Source organism: Lentzea sp. NPDC055074 (assembly GCF_053608005.1).
On record NZ_JBSGUQ010000017.1, the window covers coordinates 198,297 to 216,540 of the forward strand.

Annotated in this window: 16 protein-coding genes; 12 read left to right on the forward strand and 4 right to left on the reverse strand. The window is 68.8% G+C overall.

Annotated elements, in window-relative coordinates; genetic code table 11:
- Positions 1 to 14 precede the first annotated feature (14 nt).
- Positions 15 to 1,448: an alpha,alpha-trehalose-phosphate synthase (UDP-forming) gene (locus tag ACWF7A_RS32540; protein WP_452254349.1), complete on the forward strand. Its 1,434-nt coding sequence runs from the start codon at positions 15 to 17 to the stop codon at positions 1,446 to 1,448.
- Between the two features lie 51 nt (positions 1,449 to 1,499).
- Entirely contained in the window at positions 1,500 to 4,031 is a 2,532-nt protein-coding gene (otsB, locus tag ACWF7A_RS32545; protein WP_452254326.1) for a trehalose-phosphatase, read from the forward strand.
- Between the two features lie 79 nt (positions 4,032 to 4,110).
- On the opposite strand, the gene ACWF7A_RS32550 is transcribed toward otsB, so the two are convergent.
- A complete protein-coding gene (locus tag ACWF7A_RS32550) occupies positions 4,111 to 4,644 on the reverse strand; it encodes a hypothetical protein (protein WP_452254327.1) in 534 nt (177 codons plus the stop codon).
- A gap of 537 nt (positions 4,645 to 5,181) precedes the next feature.
- The gene (radA, locus tag ACWF7A_RS32555; protein ID WP_452254328.1) at positions 5,182 to 6,585 is read right to left on the reverse strand and encodes a DNA repair protein RadA; all 1,404 of its coding nucleotides are present in this window, start codon (positions 6,583 to 6,585) and stop codon (positions 5,182 to 5,184) included.
- Between the two features lie 154 nt (positions 6,586 to 6,739).
- Between radA and ACWF7A_RS32560 the strand changes: the two genes are divergently transcribed.
- Positions 6,740 to 7,174: a hypothetical protein gene (locus ACWF7A_RS32560; protein WP_452254329.1), complete on the forward strand. Its 435-nt coding sequence runs from the start codon at positions 6,740 to 6,742 to the stop codon at positions 7,172 to 7,174.
- 205 nt (positions 7,175 to 7,379) lie between these two features.
- Here the strand turns inward: ACWF7A_RS32560 and ACWF7A_RS32565 are convergent, their stop codons facing one another.
- Entirely contained in the window at positions 7,380 to 8,141 is a 762-nt protein-coding gene (locus tag ACWF7A_RS32565; RefSeq protein WP_452254330.1) for a hypothetical protein, read from the reverse strand.
- 255 nt (positions 8,142 to 8,396) lie between these two features.
- Between ACWF7A_RS32565 and ACWF7A_RS32570 the strand changes: the two genes are divergently transcribed.
- From ACWF7A_RS32570 to ispF, 3 genes are read left to right on the forward strand one after another with little or no spacing between them, the layout of a single operon-like run.
- Positions 8,397 to 8,885 (forward strand): CarD family transcriptional regulator, encoded by a 489-nt coding sequence (locus ACWF7A_RS32570; protein WP_012782996.1) that lies wholly within the window; start codon positions 8,397 to 8,399, stop codon positions 8,883 to 8,885.
- Positions 8,886 to 8,927: 42 nt separating this feature from the next.
- Positions 8,928 to 9,620, forward strand: a complete 693-nt coding sequence (gene ispD, locus ACWF7A_RS32575; RefSeq protein WP_452254331.1) for a 2-C-methyl-D-erythritol 4-phosphate cytidylyltransferase — start codon at positions 8,928 to 8,930, stop codon at positions 9,618 to 9,620.
- A complete protein-coding gene (gene ispF, locus ACWF7A_RS32580) occupies positions 9,617 to 10,093 on the forward strand; it encodes a 2-C-methyl-D-erythritol 2,4-cyclodiphosphate synthase (protein ID WP_452254332.1) in 477 nt (158 codons plus the stop codon). The genes ispD and ispF overlap by 4 nt, the downstream gene beginning before the upstream one ends.
- On the opposite strand, the gene ACWF7A_RS32585 is transcribed toward ispF, so the two are convergent.
- Positions 10,090 to 10,386: a DUF6191 domain-containing protein gene (locus ACWF7A_RS32585; protein ID WP_452254333.1), complete on the reverse strand. Its 297-nt coding sequence runs from the start codon at positions 10,384 to 10,386 to the stop codon at positions 10,090 to 10,092. The genes ispF and ACWF7A_RS32585 overlap by 4 nt on opposite strands.
- A gap of 52 nt (positions 10,387 to 10,438) precedes the next feature.
- Between ACWF7A_RS32585 and ACWF7A_RS32590 the strand changes: the two genes are divergently transcribed.
- From ACWF7A_RS32590 to ACWF7A_RS32615, 6 genes are all read left to right on the forward strand, one after another.
- Entirely contained in the window at positions 10,439 to 11,383 is a 945-nt protein-coding gene (locus ACWF7A_RS32590) for a toll/interleukin-1 receptor domain-containing protein (RefSeq protein WP_452254334.1), read from the forward strand.
- A gap of 24 nt (positions 11,384 to 11,407) precedes the next feature.
- Positions 11,408 to 12,031 carry an HAD family hydrolase gene (locus tag ACWF7A_RS32595; protein ID WP_452254335.1) on the forward strand — a complete coding sequence of 208 codons (624 nt, stop codon included), beginning with the start codon at positions 11,408 to 11,410 and terminating at the stop codon, positions 12,029 to 12,031.
- Positions 12,028 to 13,422 (forward strand): cysteine--tRNA ligase, encoded by a 1,395-nt coding sequence (gene cysS, locus ACWF7A_RS32600; RefSeq protein ID WP_452254336.1) that lies wholly within the window; start codon positions 12,028 to 12,030, stop codon positions 13,420 to 13,422. The genes ACWF7A_RS32595 and cysS overlap by 4 nt, the downstream gene beginning before the upstream one ends.
- Positions 13,423 to 13,427: 5 nt before the next feature.
- Positions 13,428 to 14,399 carry a 23S rRNA (guanosine(2251)-2'-O)-methyltransferase RlmB gene (gene rlmB / locus ACWF7A_RS32605; RefSeq protein ID WP_452254337.1) on the forward strand — a complete coding sequence of 324 codons (972 nt, stop codon included), beginning with the start codon at positions 13,428 to 13,430 and terminating at the stop codon, positions 14,397 to 14,399.
- Between the two features lie 591 nt (positions 14,400 to 14,990).
- Complete coding sequence (locus tag ACWF7A_RS32610; protein WP_452254338.1) at positions 14,991 to 16,220, forward strand: MFS transporter; 1,230 nt, start codon at positions 14,991 to 14,993, stop codon at positions 16,218 to 16,220.
- A 319-nt stretch (positions 16,221 to 16,539) separates the two neighbouring features.
- Complete coding sequence (locus tag ACWF7A_RS32615) at positions 16,540 to 17,898, forward strand: GGDEF domain-containing protein (protein ID WP_452254339.1); 1,359 nt, start codon at positions 16,540 to 16,542, stop codon at positions 17,896 to 17,898.
- Positions 17,899 to 18,244 lie beyond the last annotated feature (346 nt).

An 18,244-nucleotide genomic window follows, 5' to 3' on the forward strand; every position in this document is an offset into this window, starting at 1 on the left:
TCTTTCGCGTGAGCATGGACATAGGCGAGAACGGGGCAGAGTTCGTAGTCGTGGCCAACCGGCTGCCGGTCGACCTGGAGCGACTCCCTGACGGGACGGAGCGCTGGAAGCACAGCCCGGGAGGGCTGGTGAGCGCGCTCGAGCCGTTCCTCCGCTCACACAGCGGCGCCTGGGTCGGCTGGCCCGGTGTCTCCGACACGGAGGTGGCGCCGTTCGAGGACGACGGCCTGCTGCTGCACCCCGTCGAGCTCTCGGCCAAGGAGGTCGAGGACTACTACGAGGGCTTCTCCAACGGCACGCTCTGGCCGCTCTACCACGACGTCGTGGCGCAGCCGGCGTTCCACCGGCACTGGTGGAACACGTACGTGAAGGTCAACCAGCGGTTCGCCGATGCGACCGCGAAGGTAGCCGCCCAGGGCGCGACGGTGTGGGTGCAGGACTACCAGCTGCAGCTCGTCCCGGCGATGCTGCGCGAGCAGCGGCCCGACCTCAAGATCGGCTTCTTCCTGCACATCCCGTTCCCGCCGGTCGAGCTGTTCATGCAGCTCCCGTGGCGCACGGAGATCATCCGCGGCCTGCTCGGCGCCGACCTGGTGGGCTTCCACCGGCCCGGCGGCGCGCAGAACTTCCTCTGGCTGGCCCGCCGCCTCGTCGGCCTGGAGCCGAGCCGCGGCACGGTCGGCGTCCGCACGAGGCCCGGTGTCGTGCAGGTCGGTGACCGCACCGTGCGCGTCGGCGCGTTCCCGATCTCGATCGACAGCGCGGGCCTCGACGCCGTGGCCCGGCGCAAGGAGACGCAGGCCCGCGCGAAGCAGATTCGAGCGGACCTCGGCAACCCCAAGCGCATCCTGCTGGGCGTGGACCGCCTCGACTACACGAAGGGCATCGACGTCCGGATCCGCGCTCTCTACGAGCTGATCGCGGACGGACGCGTGGACCCCGAGGACGTCGCGATGGTCCAGCTCGCCACGCCCAGCCGTGAGCGCGTCGACCACTACGTGACGATGCGCAAGGACATCGAGCAGTCCGTCGGCCGGATCAACGGCGAGTTCGGCCGCGTCGGCAAGCCCGTCGTGCACTACCTGCACCAGTCGGTGAACCGCGAGGAGCTCGTCGCGTTCATGAGCGCGGCGGACGTCATGGTCGTCACGCCCGTTCGGGACGGAATGAACCTCGTCTGCAAGGAGTACGTGGCCTGCCGATATGATCTTGGCGGGGCTCTGGTGCTCAGTGAGTTCGCCGGCGCCGCCGCAGAACTGACCAGTGCGTTCCTGGTGAACCCCCATGACCTGGACGGTGTCAAGAACGCTCTGCAGGCCGCCCTCGACATCGATCCCGCCGAAGGCCGCCGTAGGATGCGCGCGCTGCGCCGCCAAGTCCTCACCCACGACGTTGACCGCTGGGCGAGGTCGTTCCTGGAGGCGTTGGGCACGCAGACCTCGGTCTGAATCCTTTCAGATCGTTTTGTATCCGACCCATCGAGTGCTCCAGGAGGGGCGTTGACCGCCGAGGCCCTCCCCGCCGAACTGCGCCGAGCGATCGTCCAGCTCGCGCGGACCCCGCGACTGCTTGTCGCCAGCGACTACGACGGAACACTCGCGCCGATCGTGAGCGACCCGGAGGCGGCCCGCCCGCTCCCGGAGTCGGTGAACGCGCTGCGTTCACTCGCGTCGCTGCACGAGACCACATCGGCCGTGATCTCCGGTCGTGCGCTGCGCGACCTGGCCACCCTTTCCCGACTGCCGGGCGAGGTCCACCTGGTGGGCTCGCACGGTTCCGAGTTCGACGTCGGCTTCGTGCACGCGCTCGACGGCGACGCCAAGGCGTTGCTGCGGCGCATCGAGGCCGCCCTCGAAGAGATCGTCGACGGCCAGGAGGGCGTGCACCTCGAGGTCAAGCCCGCCTCGATCGCCGTGCACGTCCGCCGTGCGGCCAGCGAGGCCATCGGCACAGCGGTGCTCGACGCCGTCCGCTCCGGTCCGTGCACCTGGGAAGGTGTGCAGGTCACCGAGGGCAAGGCCGTCATCGAGCTCGCCGTCGTCGAGACCAACAAGGGCCACGCCCTCGACATCCTGCGTCACCAGGTCGGCGCCACCGCGGCGATCTTCCTGGGTGACGACGTGACGGACGAGAAGGCGTTCGAACGCCTGCACGGTCCGGACCTCGGCATCCGCGTGGGTCCCGGCGAGTCGCTGGCCCAGCACTACGTGGCCGACCCCGCCGACGTGGCGACGGTGCTGGCGTTCCTCCTGGAGGAGCGCCGCGCGTGGCTGCACGGCGACCAGGCCGTGCCGATCGAGCGTCTGACGATGCTCGCGAACGAGCGTTCGGTGGCCCTCGTGACGCCGGACGCCAAGGTGAACTGGCTGTGCCACCCCGAGCCGGACTCCGCGGCGCTCTTCGCGGACCTGCTCGGCGGGCCCGCCGCCGGTCACTTCTCGATCAAGCCGGAGCACGGGTCGCTGCCCCTGGGCCAGCGCTACCTGCCGGGCACGATGATCGTGGAGACCCGCTGGTCGCGGCTCCTGGTGACGGACTACCTGGAGCACGGCCTCGCGTCGCACCGCACGGACCTCGTCCGGCGCATCTCCGGCTCGACCAACGCGGTGATCACGTTCGCGCCGCGCCCGGAGTTCGGCCAGGTGCCGGTGCGGCTGCTGCGCGAGCGCGACGGCCTGCGCATCGTCGGCACGTCGGACCCGATGGTGCTGCGTTCGCCCGGTGTCGACTGGGAGATCACCTCGGACGGCGTGCAGGAGACCGCACGCGCCGTGGTGCGTCCTCGCGAGGGTGCGCCGGTGTTGCTGGAGCTGCGTTGCGGCACCGACGACATCACCGAGCACACCTCGCCCGAGTCGGTCCGCCGTGACCGCGCCGCCGGCTACTGGTCGGACTGGGCCGCGGGCCTGCACCTGCCGAAGGTGCAGACGGACCTCGTGCTGCGCTCCGCGCTGACACTGCGCGGCCTGGTGCACAAGGACTCCGGCTCGATCATGGCGGCGGCCACCACGTCGCTGCCCGAGGAGCTCGGCGGCGTCCGGAACTGGGACTACCGCTACTGCTGGCTGCGCGACGGCGCGATGACCGCCGCCGCCCTGGTGTCGGTGGGCTCGTTCGCGGAGGCCGACGGCTTCCTGGCGTGGCTGCACGGCGTCCTGGAGACCATCCCGGGCCCCGAGCGGCTGCACCCGCTGTACACGCTGCACGGCACCCAGCTGGGTGCCGAGGCCGTCATCGAGTCGCTGCCCGGCTACGCCGGCTCCCGTCCGGTCCGCGTGGGCAACCTCGCGAACCAGCAGGTGCAGCTCGACGTGTTCGGCCCGGTCGTCGACCTGGTCGTGCAACTGGCCACCGCACGCGGTTCGCTCTCGGACGCCGACTGGACGATGGTCCAGGCGATGGCCGAGGCAGTCTCGCGGCGCTGGCACGAGCCCGACCACGGCATCTGGGAGGAGCGGCACGCGCCGCGCCACCACGTGTACTCGAAGGTCATGTGCTGGCTGACGATCGACCGCGCCATCAAGCTCGGCGAGCAGTTCGGCCGCGAGCTCGACCCGTCCTGGGTGCCGCTGCGCGACACGATCGCCACCGACGTGCTCAAGAACGGCTGGAACGACGAGGTCCAGTCCTTCACCACGGCCTACGACGGCGACGACCTCGACGCCGCCTCGCTGTTCGTGGGCCTGTCGGGGTTGATCGACCCGGCCGACGAGCGCTTCCAGTCGACCGTGACGGCCATCGAGGCGGAGCTGCGGTCCGGTTCCACCGTCTACCGCTACAAGCGCGACGACGGCCTGCCGGGCGACGAGGGCGGCTTCCACCTCTGCGCCGCCTGGATGATCGAGTCGTACCTGCTCACCGGCCGCCGCACCGAGGCCGAGGAGCTGTTCGGCCAGATCGTCGCGGCCGCGGGCCCCACCGGCCTGCTGCCCGAGGAGTACGACCCGGTCGCCGAGCGCTCGCTCGGCAACCACCCGCAGGCGTACTCGCACCTGGGCCTGATCCGCTGCGCCCAGCTGCTCTCGCAGTGATCCAGTAGTTCTGCTTCGCCACCGCCGCGGTCCTCTCAGGGCCGCGGCGGTGGCTTTGGCGCCGTCTCGCGTCGAGTCCTCAGAGCCGCGGCGGAACCTTCTCGATGATCTTCGCCGTCCCCGGCGAGCCGCCGAGCAACGAGATCGTGTCGCCCCGGATCAGGTGCGCCCACGCCGGCGGCACGAACGGCCGAAGCCGGGCCGTGCCGCGCTCCCCCGGCCCCAGTACGGGCTTGGACTCGATCCACAGCGCCGCCACCCGCTGGTGGTTGCCCGTGACGTCCCACATCGGACGCTCTCCCGTGGCCCGCAACGGTTCCGCGTCGACGGCCATGGTCAGCTCGACCCGCAGCACCCCTTGGATCGACTCCACGCAGCGCCACTGGAACCAGGCGTCGTCCTGGTCCATCTGCGTGGCCGCCTCGGCCAGCAGGGCCCAGAAGCGCGGTGTCTGCCAGGTGTTGCCGTCGAACTCCCCCAGCAGCTGGAGCACCAGCTCCCACTCCTCGAGGTCCAGGTAGTCGAGCAGGTCCGCGCTGCGCACCTCGGAGGGCACCAAGAACGCGGCGAACCGCAACAACTCACCGATCTCGCTGTCGTGTCTCCCCAACACCGGCTAATTCGATCACAGTCGCCGTTCCGGCCACCGGCTGTCCCTCATGGAGGGTGATGACGTCGCCCGGCACGAGGTGGCGCCGGCATTCCGGCCACGCGGGTAACAGCCGGACCGTCGCGCGACCGCCCGGCCGGAGTTCCGGGTTCGACTCGCCCCACGGCCTGGCCGACTGAGCGCCGCCGGTTCCCACGTCCCAGCGCACCGGTGTCCGGACCTGGGCCACCCTCGGCCCTGACGTGCAGGTCCGTGCGCAGCAGCAGGCGTCGGTACGCCTCGTACTCGCGCCAGCGGCACCACTGGGAGGGCAGGCGCAACTGCTCCGCCGCCCGCACCAGGAGGGCCCAGTACTCCCAGGGCTGCCAGTCGATGCCCCCGAAGTCGCCCAGCAGTTCGAGCGCGAACTCCCACTCGTCGCGCTCCAGGACTCCCGCACGTCCGCGGCCGAGGCCCCGCTGTCGCTGCGCTCGACGTCCGACACGAGCGCGACGGCGCGACGCAGCAGGTCGGTCATCCCCGGACTCGCGTCGCCGGCTGTCAGTCGTCCTCGGGCTCGTCCTTGGCGTCTCCCTTGCCGCTGCTGCGCCTCCGGTTCAGCCCCAGCACCTCCAGGGCGGACACCAGGTCGTTCGCCACCAGCGCCCGCACCCCCTCGGGCAACGGCCCGTGGTCCGGCGGCACCAGGGCCTTCTTGAACCCCAGCCGCGCGGCCTCGCTGAGCCGCTTGCCCACGCCGTTGACGCGCCGGATCTCCCCGGCCAGGCCGACCTCGCCCAGCACGACCAGGTCCGCGGGCAGGGCGATCTCGCGTTCGGCCGAGGCCACCGCCAGCACCACCGCCAGGTCCGCGGCCGGTTCGACGAGGCGCATGCCGCCGACGGTGGCGGTGAAGACGTCCTTCTGGAACAGGTTGACCTTGCCGCGCTTCTCCAGCACGGCGAGGGCCATCGAGATCCGCGCCGAGTCGAGGCCGCTCACCGCGCGGCGGGGAGCGGGCAGGTTCGTCTTGGCCACCAGGGCCTGCACCTCGCCCAGCATCGGGCGCTTGCCCTCGACGATCACCGTGACGCAGGTGCCCTCGACGGCCTTCTCGCGGCGGGTGAGGAAGAGGCCGGACGGGTCCGGGACGCAGGCGATGCCGTCGTCGCGCAACTCGAAGCAGCCCACCTCGTCCGCCGCGCCGTAGCGGTTCTTGATGCCTCGCAGGAGCCTGAGGCTGGAGTGGCGGTCGCCCTCGAACTGCAGCACCACGTCGACCAGGTGCTCCAGAACCCTCGGCCCCGCAACGGATCCGTCCTTCGTGACGTGTCCAACCAGGACTACCGGGAGGCCTCGCTCCTTGGCCATCGCGATCAGTCCTGATGCGACGGTCCGCACCTGCGTGACGCCGCCGGGCACGCCCTCGACGCTCACCGTCGACATGGTCTGGATGGAGTCGACGATCAACATCGACGGCTTCACCTGGTCGACCTGGCCCAGCAACGCGCTGAGCTCGCTCTCTGCCGCCAGGTACATCTCGGCGTGGAGGTTGCCGGTGCGTTCGGCGCGCAGCCGCACGTGGCCCGCGGACTCCTCGCCCGTGACGTAGAGGCAGCGGCCGTGCGACTCGGCCCAGCGGTGCGCCGTCTCCAGCAGCAGCGTCGACTTGCCGACGCCCGGTTCGCCGGCGAGCAGCACGACGGCACCCGGCACGAGGCCGCCGCCGAGCACCCGGTCGAACTCGCTGACACCCGTCGAGAGAGCCCGCGCCGACTCGATGTCGACCTCGCCGATCGGCCGGGCCCGGGAGGTCGGCGCGCCCGCCACCACCCGCGTCACCGAGGCGGTGCCTCGTTCCTCGATGCTGCCCCACGCCTGGCACTCGGGGCAGCGGCCGAACCACTTCGCCACCTCGTGCCCGCACTCGGCACAACGGAAGATCGGCCGCGCTGTCTTCGCCACGACCAGAACGGTAGAGGACAGGTCTGACACTTCCGATCGCCGCAGGTCACAGCCGCGCGCAGAAGTCTTGGAGATTTTCTGGGCCGGTATGTCGATCCGGCACGGGTCCCGTTCGACGCATCAGTGGAAGGACACGACACACCTGGAGGACACAGTGAGCACCGCAACCGCTCCCGCGACGCAGACCCGCAAGTTCGCCGTCGGCCGCTACGCCACCGTGGTCACCCGCGTGCTGACCGGCCTGCTGTTCGCCACGACCGGCCTGAACGGCTTCCTGATGTTCATGCCCGCCCCCGACCCCAGCACCATGGCGCCCGAAGGGGTGGCGTTCAACGCTGCCCTCTACGCGACCGGCTACATGGTGCAGCTCACCAGCGCCGTCCAGCTGATCGCCGGTGTCCTGCTGGTGGTCGGCCGGTTCGTGCCGCTGGCGCTGGCCCTGCTCGCCCCGGTGGTCGTGAACATCTTCCTGTTCCACGTCTTCCTGGAGCCGAGCGGCATGATCATGGCGCTGCTCGTGGTCGCCGCGGAGATCGGCCTCGCGTGGGCCTACCGCGACAAGTTCGCCCCGATGCTCAAGGCCTCCTGACAGAAACGAAAACGCCGCCCCCTGGCTTCCAGGAGGCGGCGTTTCGCTTGCCAGGAACGGCTTGGCACACATGTTCTTGCGAGTTCGCGTCGGTCGTCCGGTCGCCTCGTCGGGTCAACCGCAGAAGGCGATTCGGCCCGACGCGGCGGCCGGACGGCCGACTTCCCGGCGAACTCGCCGCCGCTGCGGAGCAGCGGCAGAAAAATCAGTGGCCGCCGGACTCGTGGTTCTCGCTCGTGCGCTTGTGCTCGGACGGCGCCACGGGCACCTCCAGCGTCAGGGAGCCGGCCTTCTCGAACAGGAAGGTGATCTTGACGGTCTGGGCCGCCACCACCTCGCGGTTCAGCTTCTTGAGCGTGCAGCGGATCTGCAGCACCTCGAGGTCGGGGTCCACGGCGACGGGCGCCGAGGAGGACGGGCGACCGGTCGTCGACGGGGCACCGGAGGACGACGCGTTCGACGACGGCGTACCGGCGTTCGAGGACGGGTTGCCCGACGTCGAGGACGGCGTGCCCGCGCTGGACGACGGCGTGCCCGCGTTCGACGAGGGGGCGCCCGAGGTCGGCGAGACCGACGAGGACGAGGCAGCGGACGACGAAGGCGCGGAGGTCTTCGTCGGTGCCTTCGAGGCGTCGTACTCGGCCCGCAGCGCGTACTGCGCCGGGATCTCCTTCGAACCGACGACCTCGGCCTCGGACTCCGACGCGTCCGACTTGATCGACAGCAGCTTGTCCGGGGTGGACCCCGAGTTCGCGATGACGAACGTCAGCGGCGCGTCCGCACCGTCTTCGTACCTGTTGCCGTCCGGCGGGAAGGCGAGCATGACGTTGCGCACCGCGATCGGGCCAGCGTTGCCGCTCGCACCGTCCACTGCGGCGACCTGGGTGTCGGTCTGGGTGACCTGACCGGCGCTGCAGCCGACCGCCACCAGGCCGAGGCCCGCGGCCAGCGCTGCCGTCACGATCATCCGGCGAGACACTCCTGAGTTCACGGCTCCAGCGTCCTTCCTAGGGAACAACCACCAGGCAAGGAGCCTAACCGGGGCCCGAATCGAGGGCGCGACTGGCTGCCAGTCGATCTTCGATGAGACGTACCTTGCACGCGAACAGGTGGTTTGTCAACCCCCCCGCATGGCCCTGACCAGCACTAACGGATCATCGAGCAGCGATCGAAGGGTTGCCGGACGTGTTAGGATGGAGGCATCGAAAGGGGCAGAGGACACATGGTTTTCAAGGTCGGAGAGACCGTCGTCTACCCGCACCACGGTGCCGCTCTCATCGAAGCAATCGAGACCCGCGTGATCAAGGGCGAGGAAAAGAAGTACCTCGTTCTCAAGGTAGCGCAGGGCGACCTCACCGTACGGGTTCCCGCTGACAACGCCGAAATCGTAGGCGTGCGTGACGTTGTCGGCCAGGAAGGGCTCGACAAGGTTTTCGAGGTCTTGCGTGCTCCCCACACCGAGGAGCCGACCAACTGGTCTCGGCGGTACAAGGCCAATCTTGAGAAGCTCGCCTCCGGCGATGTGAACAAGGTTGCGGAAGTGGTGCGCGACCTCTGGCGGCGCGAAAAGGATCGCGGGCTTTCCGCCGGCGAGAAGCGGATGCTGGCGAAGGCGCGGCAGATACTGGTCAGCGAGCTGGCGCTGGCCGAAGGCACCGACGAGGACAAGGCCGAGGTTCTCCTCGACGAAGTTCTCGCCACTGCTTCGTAGTTTTCACAAATCACAACTGAGCATCGGATGTAAGTCGCGAACATGAGTGTTGTCGCGCTCGTGCCCGCGGCAGGGCGGGGTGAGCGTCTGGGCTACGGGATGCCCAAGGCGCTCGTGCCGGTCAACGGTGTACCGCTGTTGACTCGTGCCGTGCGAGGCCTGTTCGAGTCGGGTCACGTCCAGTACGTCGTCATCGCCGCTCCACCGTCCGATGTGGACTTGGTGCACACCGCAACCGCCTCGCTGGCTCCGGCCGGCGGGGCGGTGCACGTGCTTTCAGGGGGTGCCGAACGCACCGACTCGGTGCGACTCGCCCTCGAACACGCGCTCCGCGTGATTCCGGACACCTCGATCGTGCTGGTCCACGACGCCGCTCGTGCCTTCACCCCTCCCGAGGTCATCGCCGGTGTCGTCGCCGCCGTGCGCGACGGGTACGACGCCGTCATCCCGGTGCTGCCGGTCGCCGACACGATCAAGCAGGTGGACGAGGTCGGAGTGGTCGTCTCCACACCTGATCGAGCCGGGTTGCGGGTCGTGCAGACCCCGCAGGGTTTCCGCGCCGAGACTCTCAGAGCCGCCTACAGCTCCGGTATCGCCGCGACTGACGACGCCGGTCTCGTCGAGAAGAACGGTGTCCCGGTGCACACGGTTCCCGGACACCCCCACGCCATGAAGATCACCACGCCGTTCGACCTCGCGATCGCGGCGGCACTGTTCAGCGGAGGCCAGCGGTGAGGATCGGTCAGGGCGTCGACGTCCACCCGATCGAGGCAGGACGTGAGTGCTGGGTCGCCGGCCTGCTGTGGGAGGGCGTGGACGGGTGCGCCGGTCACTCCGACGGCGACGTCGCCTCCCACGCGCTGTGCGACGCGCTCCTGTCCGCCGCGGGCCTGGGTGACCTGGGCGCCGTCTTCGGCACGTCCGACCCGCGCTGGTCCGGTGCGCACGGCGTGGTCCTGCTCACGGAGGTGCGCCGCCTCGTCGAGGAGGCCGGCTTCCGTGTGGGAAACGCCACAGTGCAGGTCATCGGCAACCAGCCGCGCATCGGCAAGCGCCGCGAAGAGGCGCAGAAGACCCTCTCGGACGCAGTCGGAGGCCCGGTCTCGGTCGCCGGCACCACCACGGACGGCCTCGGCCTCACGGGGCGCGGCGAGGGCATCGCGGCGATCGCGACGGCCCTGCTGTTCGAAGCGGACCCGCCCGCCTAACGCCGTGAACGCTGCGCCGGCACGTTGAGCACGGCCGTGCCGCCGTCGAGGTCCACCCGGCTCCGCGGCGGCGCGTGATCACCCTCGTCGTCGCGCAGCTGCCGCTCCTCCTTGCGGAACTCCAGTTCGTCGCGCTTGCCCGCCTCGAACGTGGCCCCGAGCTCCCCGATGCCGGCCGTCGACATCGGCATGCCCTTCTTCCTGCCGCGGAAGAACCTCTCGAACACGGCGAGGAAGAACAGCGCGGCCACCAACGCGGGTAACGACATCGCGAACAGGAACCCCAGGCTCATACCTTCCCAACTCCCCGCACAGCGGTGTGGTTCCCGCCACTACCATCGCCTGGTGCCCAAGTACGACGTGTGCCTCTCCTTCGCCGGCGAAGACCGCCCCTACGTCGACGAGGTGGCCCGCCACCTCACCGAACTGGGTGTGACCCGCTTCTACGACACCGACGAGCAAGCCGATCTCTGGGGCAAGAACCTCGTCGAGCACCTCGACCAGATCTACCGCCACGACTCGCGCTTCTGCGTGATGTTCGTGTCGCAGCACTACGCCAGGAAGATGTGGACCAAGCACGAGCGGCAGGCGGCGTTCGACCGCGCGCTGGTCTCGGACACCGAGTACGTGCTGCCCGTCCGCTTCGACGACACCGAGATCCCCGCGCTGCGGGCCGGCACCGGGTACCTGGACATCAGCAACCGCACTCCGCGCGAGCTGGCCGAGATGATCGCCAGGAAGGTCGGCACCGCGGTCCCCGGACCGAAGGCGGGCTGGGAGTACCAGCTGTTCGCCGACACCGTGGGGCTGCACATGCGCAACCTCAAGGACAAGCGGACCCGCCACGAGATGGGCGGCTCGAAGCCGACGCGCATGATCACCGAGGACGTCGACGCGCTCGACACGTTCATGGCGCGCAGCCGGGCGTTCGACAAGATCATCAACGGTGTCGCGGACCTGCTCTCCCCCGGCAGGCTGCAGAGCGCGTTCGGCCCGGCCGGCCGCCCCGGCGACAGCGACAAGATCAAGTATCTGGCGAACAGCTTCGTGGAGGCGTACGAGAGCCTGCTCGACTGGTCCGCCGAGCTGCGCGGCACCACGACGCCGGACCGCTTCACCGCGCTCTACTCCACCGCGGCGCACCTCTCCGACCAGCCACTGCAGCAGATCGAGCAGTTCGTCGAGGAGTTCCAGGCGGCCAGCGCCCGCGGCGCGGGTGATCTACAGCTGACGCTGTCCTACGACTCGTCGGCCGTCGAGGTCGAGCTCAAAAAGGTCCAGACCACCTAGCCGTTCGCACGTAGAGTCGGGAGCGTGACGATCCGCGCCGCGCTCTTCGACTTCTCCGGCACGCTGTTCCGGCTCGAGCACCCCGAGCTCGAGTCCAACGGTGACCTGATGCGTGCACTCACCGCCCCCGTCGGGATCACCGACGGCATGGACCCCGACCTGGTCGACGGCTGGCTGCGCCGCGACCTCGACCCCGACGTGCACCGCTGGGTCCACGTGAAGGTGCTGAAGGACGCGCTCGTGCCCGACGCCGAGGCGTTCTACGACCAGCTGCTGCACCCCGAATCGTGGGTGCCGTACCCGGACACCAAGGCGACGCTGGAGCACTTGAAGGACGTGCCGGTCGCGGTCGTCAGCAACATCGGCTGGGACATCCGCACGGTGTTCGAGCTGCACGGCCTGACGCACCTCGTGGACGAGTTCGTGCTGTCCTACGAAGAAGGTGTCATCAAGCCGGACCCGAAGATCTTCACCACCGCGTGCGAACGGCTGGGCGTCGATCCCCGCAATGCCGTAATGGTCGGCGACAGCGAGGAGGCGGACGGCGGAGCCGAGGCCGTCGGTTGCTCCTTCCGGCTCGTCAACCCCGTTCCGACGAGTGACCGGCCCACTGCTCTTTTGGATGTGGCCCGTACCATTCCCGTGTGAGCCTCCACATCTATGACTCGGCGAGCCGGTCCATGCGGGAGTTCCACCCGCAGGTCAACGGAACGGCGTCGATCTACGTGTGTGGGGCGACTGTGCAGGGCGTGCCGCACATCGGGCACGTCCGCAGCGGCCTGAACTTCGACGTCCTGCGTCGCTGGCTCGCCCGCGACGGTGCCGACGTCACGCTGGTCCGCAACGTCACCGACATCGACGACAAGATCCTCACCAAGGCCGCCGAGCACGGCCGGCCGTGGTGGGAGTGGGCGTACACGCACGAGCGCGCGTTCGACGACGCCTACGACGTGCTCGGCTGCCTGCCGCCGTCGGCGTCCCCGCGCGCCACGGGCCACATCACGCAGATGGTCGAGCTCATGCAGCGGCTCATCGACAAGGGCCACGCCTACGACGTCGACGGCGACGTCTACTTCGACGTGCGCTCGTTCCCCGAGTACGGCGCGTTGTCCGGCCGAAGGATCGACGACCAGCAGCAGGGCGAGACCGAGGTGCGCGGCAAGCGCGACCCGCGGGACTTCACGCTGTGGAAGGCCGCGAAGCCCGGTGAGCCGTCCTGGCCGACCCCGTGGGGCGACGGCAGGCCCGGCTGGCACCTGGAGTGCTCGGCGATGGCCACGGAGTACCTCGGCAGCACGTTCGACATCCACGGCGGCGGGCTCGACCTGATCTTCCCGCACCACGAGAACGAGCAGGCCCAGTCGCGCGCGGCAGGTGACGGCTTCGCGAACTACTGGATGCACAACTTCTGGGTGACGTTCTCCGGCGAGAAGATGTCGAAGTCTCTCGACAACACCGTCTCGATCCCGGCGATGCTGGAGGTCGTCCGCGCCCAGGAGCTGCGGTACTACCTGGTGGCGCCGCACTACCGCTCGCACATCGAGTACTCCGAAGAGGCGTTGCAGGAGGCGGTGACGTCCTACGGGCGCATCGAGTCGTTCCTGCGCCGCACCGTCGAACGCGTCGGCCCGATCGAGCTGCGTGGCGACATGTGCCCCGACTTCGTGGTCGCGATGGACAACGACCTGAACACGCCCCAAGCCGTGGCCGCGCTGCACAACAAGGTGCGCCAGGGCAACACGGCACTCGCCGACGGCGACCACGAGACGGCCCGTGCGGCCGCCGAGTGCGTGCGCCGGATGGCTGACATCCTCGGCGTCGACCCGTTGTCGCCGAAGTGGAACGACCAGTCGTCTGCCGACCTCGGCATGCGACAGGCGTTGACCACGTTGGTGGATCGACTTCTCGTCGAACGCCAGGAAGCCCGCAAGAGCAGGGACTTCGCACGCTCAGACGCGTTGCGGGACCAGCTGCACGACGCGGGCATCGCCGTCGAGGACACCCCCGACGGTCCGCAGTGGACTTTGAAGGACGACTGACTTCCGTGGCTGGCAATTCCAAGCGCAAGGGCGCGATGCGCAATCCGGGCTCGAAGAAGGGCGCGGTCACCGGCTCCGGCGGGCAGAAGTCCAAGGGCCTGCAGGGCAAGGGCCCGACCCCGAAGGCGACCGACCGCCCGAACCACCCCGCCTACAAGCGGGCCAAGGTGGCGGCGAAGATCGACGCGAGCAAGACCCAGCGCCGGCAGACGAAGGAGAAGGCCTCCGCGGAGACCGTGGCGGGCCGCAACCCCGTCGTCGAGTGCCTGCGCGCGGGCACTCCCGCGACGGCGCTGTACGTGGCGCTGGGCATCGACGCGGACGACCGCGTGCAGGAGGCCGTGCGCCTCGCCGCCGAACGGGGAATCTCCGTGCTGGAGGTGTCCCGCGGTGAGCTCGACCGGATCACCGCCGGCGCGATGCACCAGGGCCTCGGCCTGCAGGTGCCGCCGTTCGAGTACGAGACCCCGGACGAGCTGCTCGCGATCGCCCAGCGGTCCGGCACGCGGCCGCTGCTGGTCGCGCTCGACGGCGTGACCGACCCGCGCAACCTCGGTGCGGTCATCCGTTCCGCGGCCGCGTTCGGCGCGCAGGGCGTCGTGCTGCCCCAGCGGCGCAGCGCGTCGATGACGGCGGTGGCCTGGCGCACGAGCGCGGGCACGGCGGCCAAGCTGCCGATCGCGATCGCCACGAACCTCACCCGCACGCTGCGCGACTGGGCGGAGGCGGGCCTGATGATCGTGGGCCTCGACGCGGACGGTGACGTCGACGTGGACGGCCTCGAGCTCGCGACGAGCCCGCTCGTCGTCGTGGTCGGCTCGGAGGGCCGCGGGCTCGGCCGTCTGGTCAAGGAGACGTGCGACCAGACCGTGTCGATCCCCATGGCCGCCGGTGTCGAGTCGCTCAACGCGTCGGTCGCGGCCGGTGTCGTGCTGGCGGAGGTCGCCCGTCGCCGCCGCATCGACGCCAAGGGCTGACCCTACTGATGGCTCTTGTGTGACGGTTGCCTGACGTTATTGATCAGTTTGCGACGCCATGCGCGTCCATAACCGACGTTAGTGATCGTTTTCCTCGCCTGCGAAACCGGTTTCGTTACGCGGGCGAGGAAACGAGATCTCCACACTTGCCAGAACTACGCCGTGCAACAGGATGACAAACCGCGTGGCCTATTTCGCGCCACTCCTGGGCACGGGTACCTTCGTCTCGATCGGAATTCGCAGGTCAGGCCGTGCAGGAGTCGGAGCTGCTTGCACCGGTTGGCCGAGCTACGGAGGCCCGTTTGGCACCAGCTGACACGCAACGTGACCATTTGGGATCCAATCAGGCGAACCCGAGGTCAACTGTCAAGAAGATCAGCTCTACGTTTCGCTATTGTAACTACTTTAGGTAACTGCTCTGCTCCGTTTAGGTACACACTGTGGTAGGACAGACGTTGAACGGTCAGGCAGCTTCTACCGTGATTGTCGATAGGAATTGATTACCACCGGCGGGGGCGACGTGACTCGGCGTAGAGCGAATCGGGACGTGCCGATTCGCCGCGCGCGGGCGGCGGCCCCGCGAGGTACCGCATGACGACCCGCGGCACCCTGCGCGAGCTCGTGGGTTTGCGCGAGTTCCGCGCCATGTGGATCGGTTCGACGCTTTCGACCGCCGGTGACCAACTCGCCGCGGTCGCATTGTCACTGCTGGTATTCGAGCGGACACGATCTGTCGCCGCAACCGCTCTCACCTGGTCGTTGACGCTCTTCCCGCCGCTGATTTCCGGTCCGTTGCTCGGCTGGGTCGCCGACCGGTTCCCACGACGCACGGTAATGGTGACGACGGCCTGGTTGCAGGCCGCGCTGATGGCCGCGATGGCCATTCCGGGCATGCCGTTGTGGGCGATGATCGTGCTGCTGGTGGTGGTTCTGGCGATCTCCTCGCCGTACCTCGCGGCCCAGGAGGCGAGCCTCCCGAACGTGCTGCCCCCGAAGCGCTACGACGACGGGGTGGCGCTGTTCGGCACGTCCGTCGACATAGCCCAGATGGCAGGTCTCGCGGCCGCGGGCTTCCTCGTCGCGCACACCAGCCCGGGCCTGGCGCTCGCGATCAACGCCGGCACGTTCGTCGTCCTGGCGATCTTGGTGCAGACCTCGGTCAAGCACAGGCCGGCCGCGGATCCGCTGGGCCGCAAGAAGAAGGACGACGAGGACCAGCCGCGCGGCGTGCTGACGCTGATGGTGGCGGAACCCCGCCTGAGGACGCTCCTGGGCGTCCGTCTGCTCGCGGGCCTCGCGATGGTCCCGGAAGGCCTCGCGGTGCCGCTGGCGGCGAGCCTGAACGCGGTCTGGGCGGTGGGCCTGATCCTCGCCATCGAACCCGCCGCGAACGTGCTGGGCGTGGCGCTGCTCTTCCGTCTCGTCCGGGACCCGGCGAAGCGGGAACGTCTCATCGGTCCGCTGGCGATCCTGTCGCTGGCGCCGTTGATCATGTTCGCTTTCAACCCGAACCTGACCTGGACGATCGTTTTGCTGGTGATTGCCGGTATAGGCGGGGCTTATCACACACCCGCTCGTTCGGCGTGGATGCGGCTGCTACCGGACCAGTACCGCGGAAGGGCTTATGGCATTGGGCGCGCGGCGTTGCGCTCGAGCCAGGGCGGCGGAATGGCGCTGGCGGGCGTGGTCGCCCATTCGATCGGGTCGGTGACGGCCACGATCGCGGGAGCGGGCGGCATCGGACTGCTGCTGGCAACACAAGCTACCTTCGCCTGGCGACGCGCTCGGGGTCGCGACGACACGAAGGTGGTGGCAATCTGAAACAGAACGGTCACCAATAGCGATATCCGTCGTGGAGGCACCAAGATGATCCAGGTGCGGTTTTGAAGCCGGGTAGAGGAAGGGTGGCGTTCAGAAGTCTCGGTTGCACATGGAAGGACACCTCCTCGTTGCGACGAGCGGCAGCGTGGTGGTCTACGACCTGGTCAGCGGCGGCTTAGCTCATGAAGTGCCATGAGCGTAGGGGGTCGTGGTGAAGAACAGTTTGACTGATCGCAGGCGATCGCGGGCACTCGGCTTGACTCCGATTCGCAACTGGGACCTTTGGACCGTTGCGCCTAGTGCGATCGCATACTTTTTCGTGCTCGAAGCGGCCGTAGCCGTAGCGGCCATCTGGCTCCTGACGAAGCTCACCGCCGTGTCGAACGACGACTGGCTGCGCTTCGGCGCGCTCATCGCCGCGATCACGATCCACCTGACCGTCGTGCGCAGAGCCGAAGAGGCCCGCCGAAACGAGGCGTCAGGCCCCCACATCGACCTGACCTCTGTCTGGACGTTCGCAGCGGCCGTGGCACTCCCAGGCGGCCTGGCGGTGATCGCCACGATCTGGATGCGCATCCTGATCCAGCCGATCGCCCGCCGCCAGCCGTACCGCTTCGTCTTCGGCACCGCCTCCATGCTCGCCTCCACGCTCCTGTCGTGGGCACTTGTCCACCTTTCAGGTGTCTCTTTAGCCGCCACGGGAAACGTCCCCACGGACCTGAGCCTCGTTCTGATCCTGGCGATAGCGGCAGTCGTCTACTGGCTCGTCCAGGTGATGACGGTCGCCGCGGCGTTCAAAATCGTCACCCCGAACTCGAAAGTCCTCGACTTCCTGGGTTCCAAGGTCGACAACATGCTCGAAATGAGCACCCTCGGCGCCGGCGCGATGCTCGGCATGCTCATGACGAGCCACTGGGTGGGCCCACTCCTGCTGATGGTCCCGGTGATCCTCGTGAACGCCCTGCTCTCCAGGGCAGGCGAACGCCGAACCCACCTCGAACGCCTGCTGCGCGAACAGGAACAGCTCCACCAGCGCCTGGCAGCGGACGCCCACACCGACTACCGGACGGGCCTGCTGAACACCAACGGCCTGACCGAGTACGCGGGCCGCCTGGCAGAACGCTGCCGCCTGGACGGCGAACCGATGACGGTCCTGGTCATCGACCTCGACCACTTCAAGCGCATCAACGACACCTGGGGCCACCCAGCAGGCAACGCCGTACTCGCCGAGGTGGGCAGAATCCTCCGCGAGAAGCTCCGCCCAGGAGACGTGGCGGGCCGAGACGGCGGCGAGGAGTTCGTGGTGGCGCTGAAGGACACCCCGGTGGCCCAAGGCGTGACGATCGCCGAACGCATCCGCGAGGCCATCGGCTCCCTGGCCGTCCCGACCACGGACAAGCACCGCAACGTGGTCACCCTCTACGGCCGCGAAATCCAACCGCCGGAACCGGAAGGCGAGTCGCTGCAGGCGATCTCCGCCTCGATCGGCGTGGCGGTGATCCCCGACAACGGCCCGGACATGGCAACGGCCCAGCACTCCGCAGACGCCGCCTTGTACAAGGCGAAGGAGAACGGCAGGAACCAGGTCCGAGTGGCAGGCCTGGACATCCCGCCACGCCTGATGCCGGCGCCACGGCAAGACGACAACACGAAGCCGATCACGTCACGCACGGCCTGACGCACGCTCACGCACGGCCTGACGCACGCTCACGCAGGCGTCCCCTTGAGTTGAGAACCCCCCGCGACCCAACGTACCCAGCGGGTCTGACAGTCCCGCGATGCCGAAGGCGAGCCCACTTCCAGCGCACGCGAAGCCGAAGGCGAGCCACCTTCTCGAACGCGATGCCGAAGGCGAGCCGTCCCGAGCAAGCGACGCCGAAGCGAGCAGTCAGTCCTAGCGATGCCGGAGGCGAGCAGTCTTTCCATAAGAGCTGGGCGGTGGGGTCCCATCACGAGTCGCGCCACAGCTCTTGCTGCATGCAAAGAGGGGTGTCAACTCGACACGCTTTTCGTCGAGTTGACAC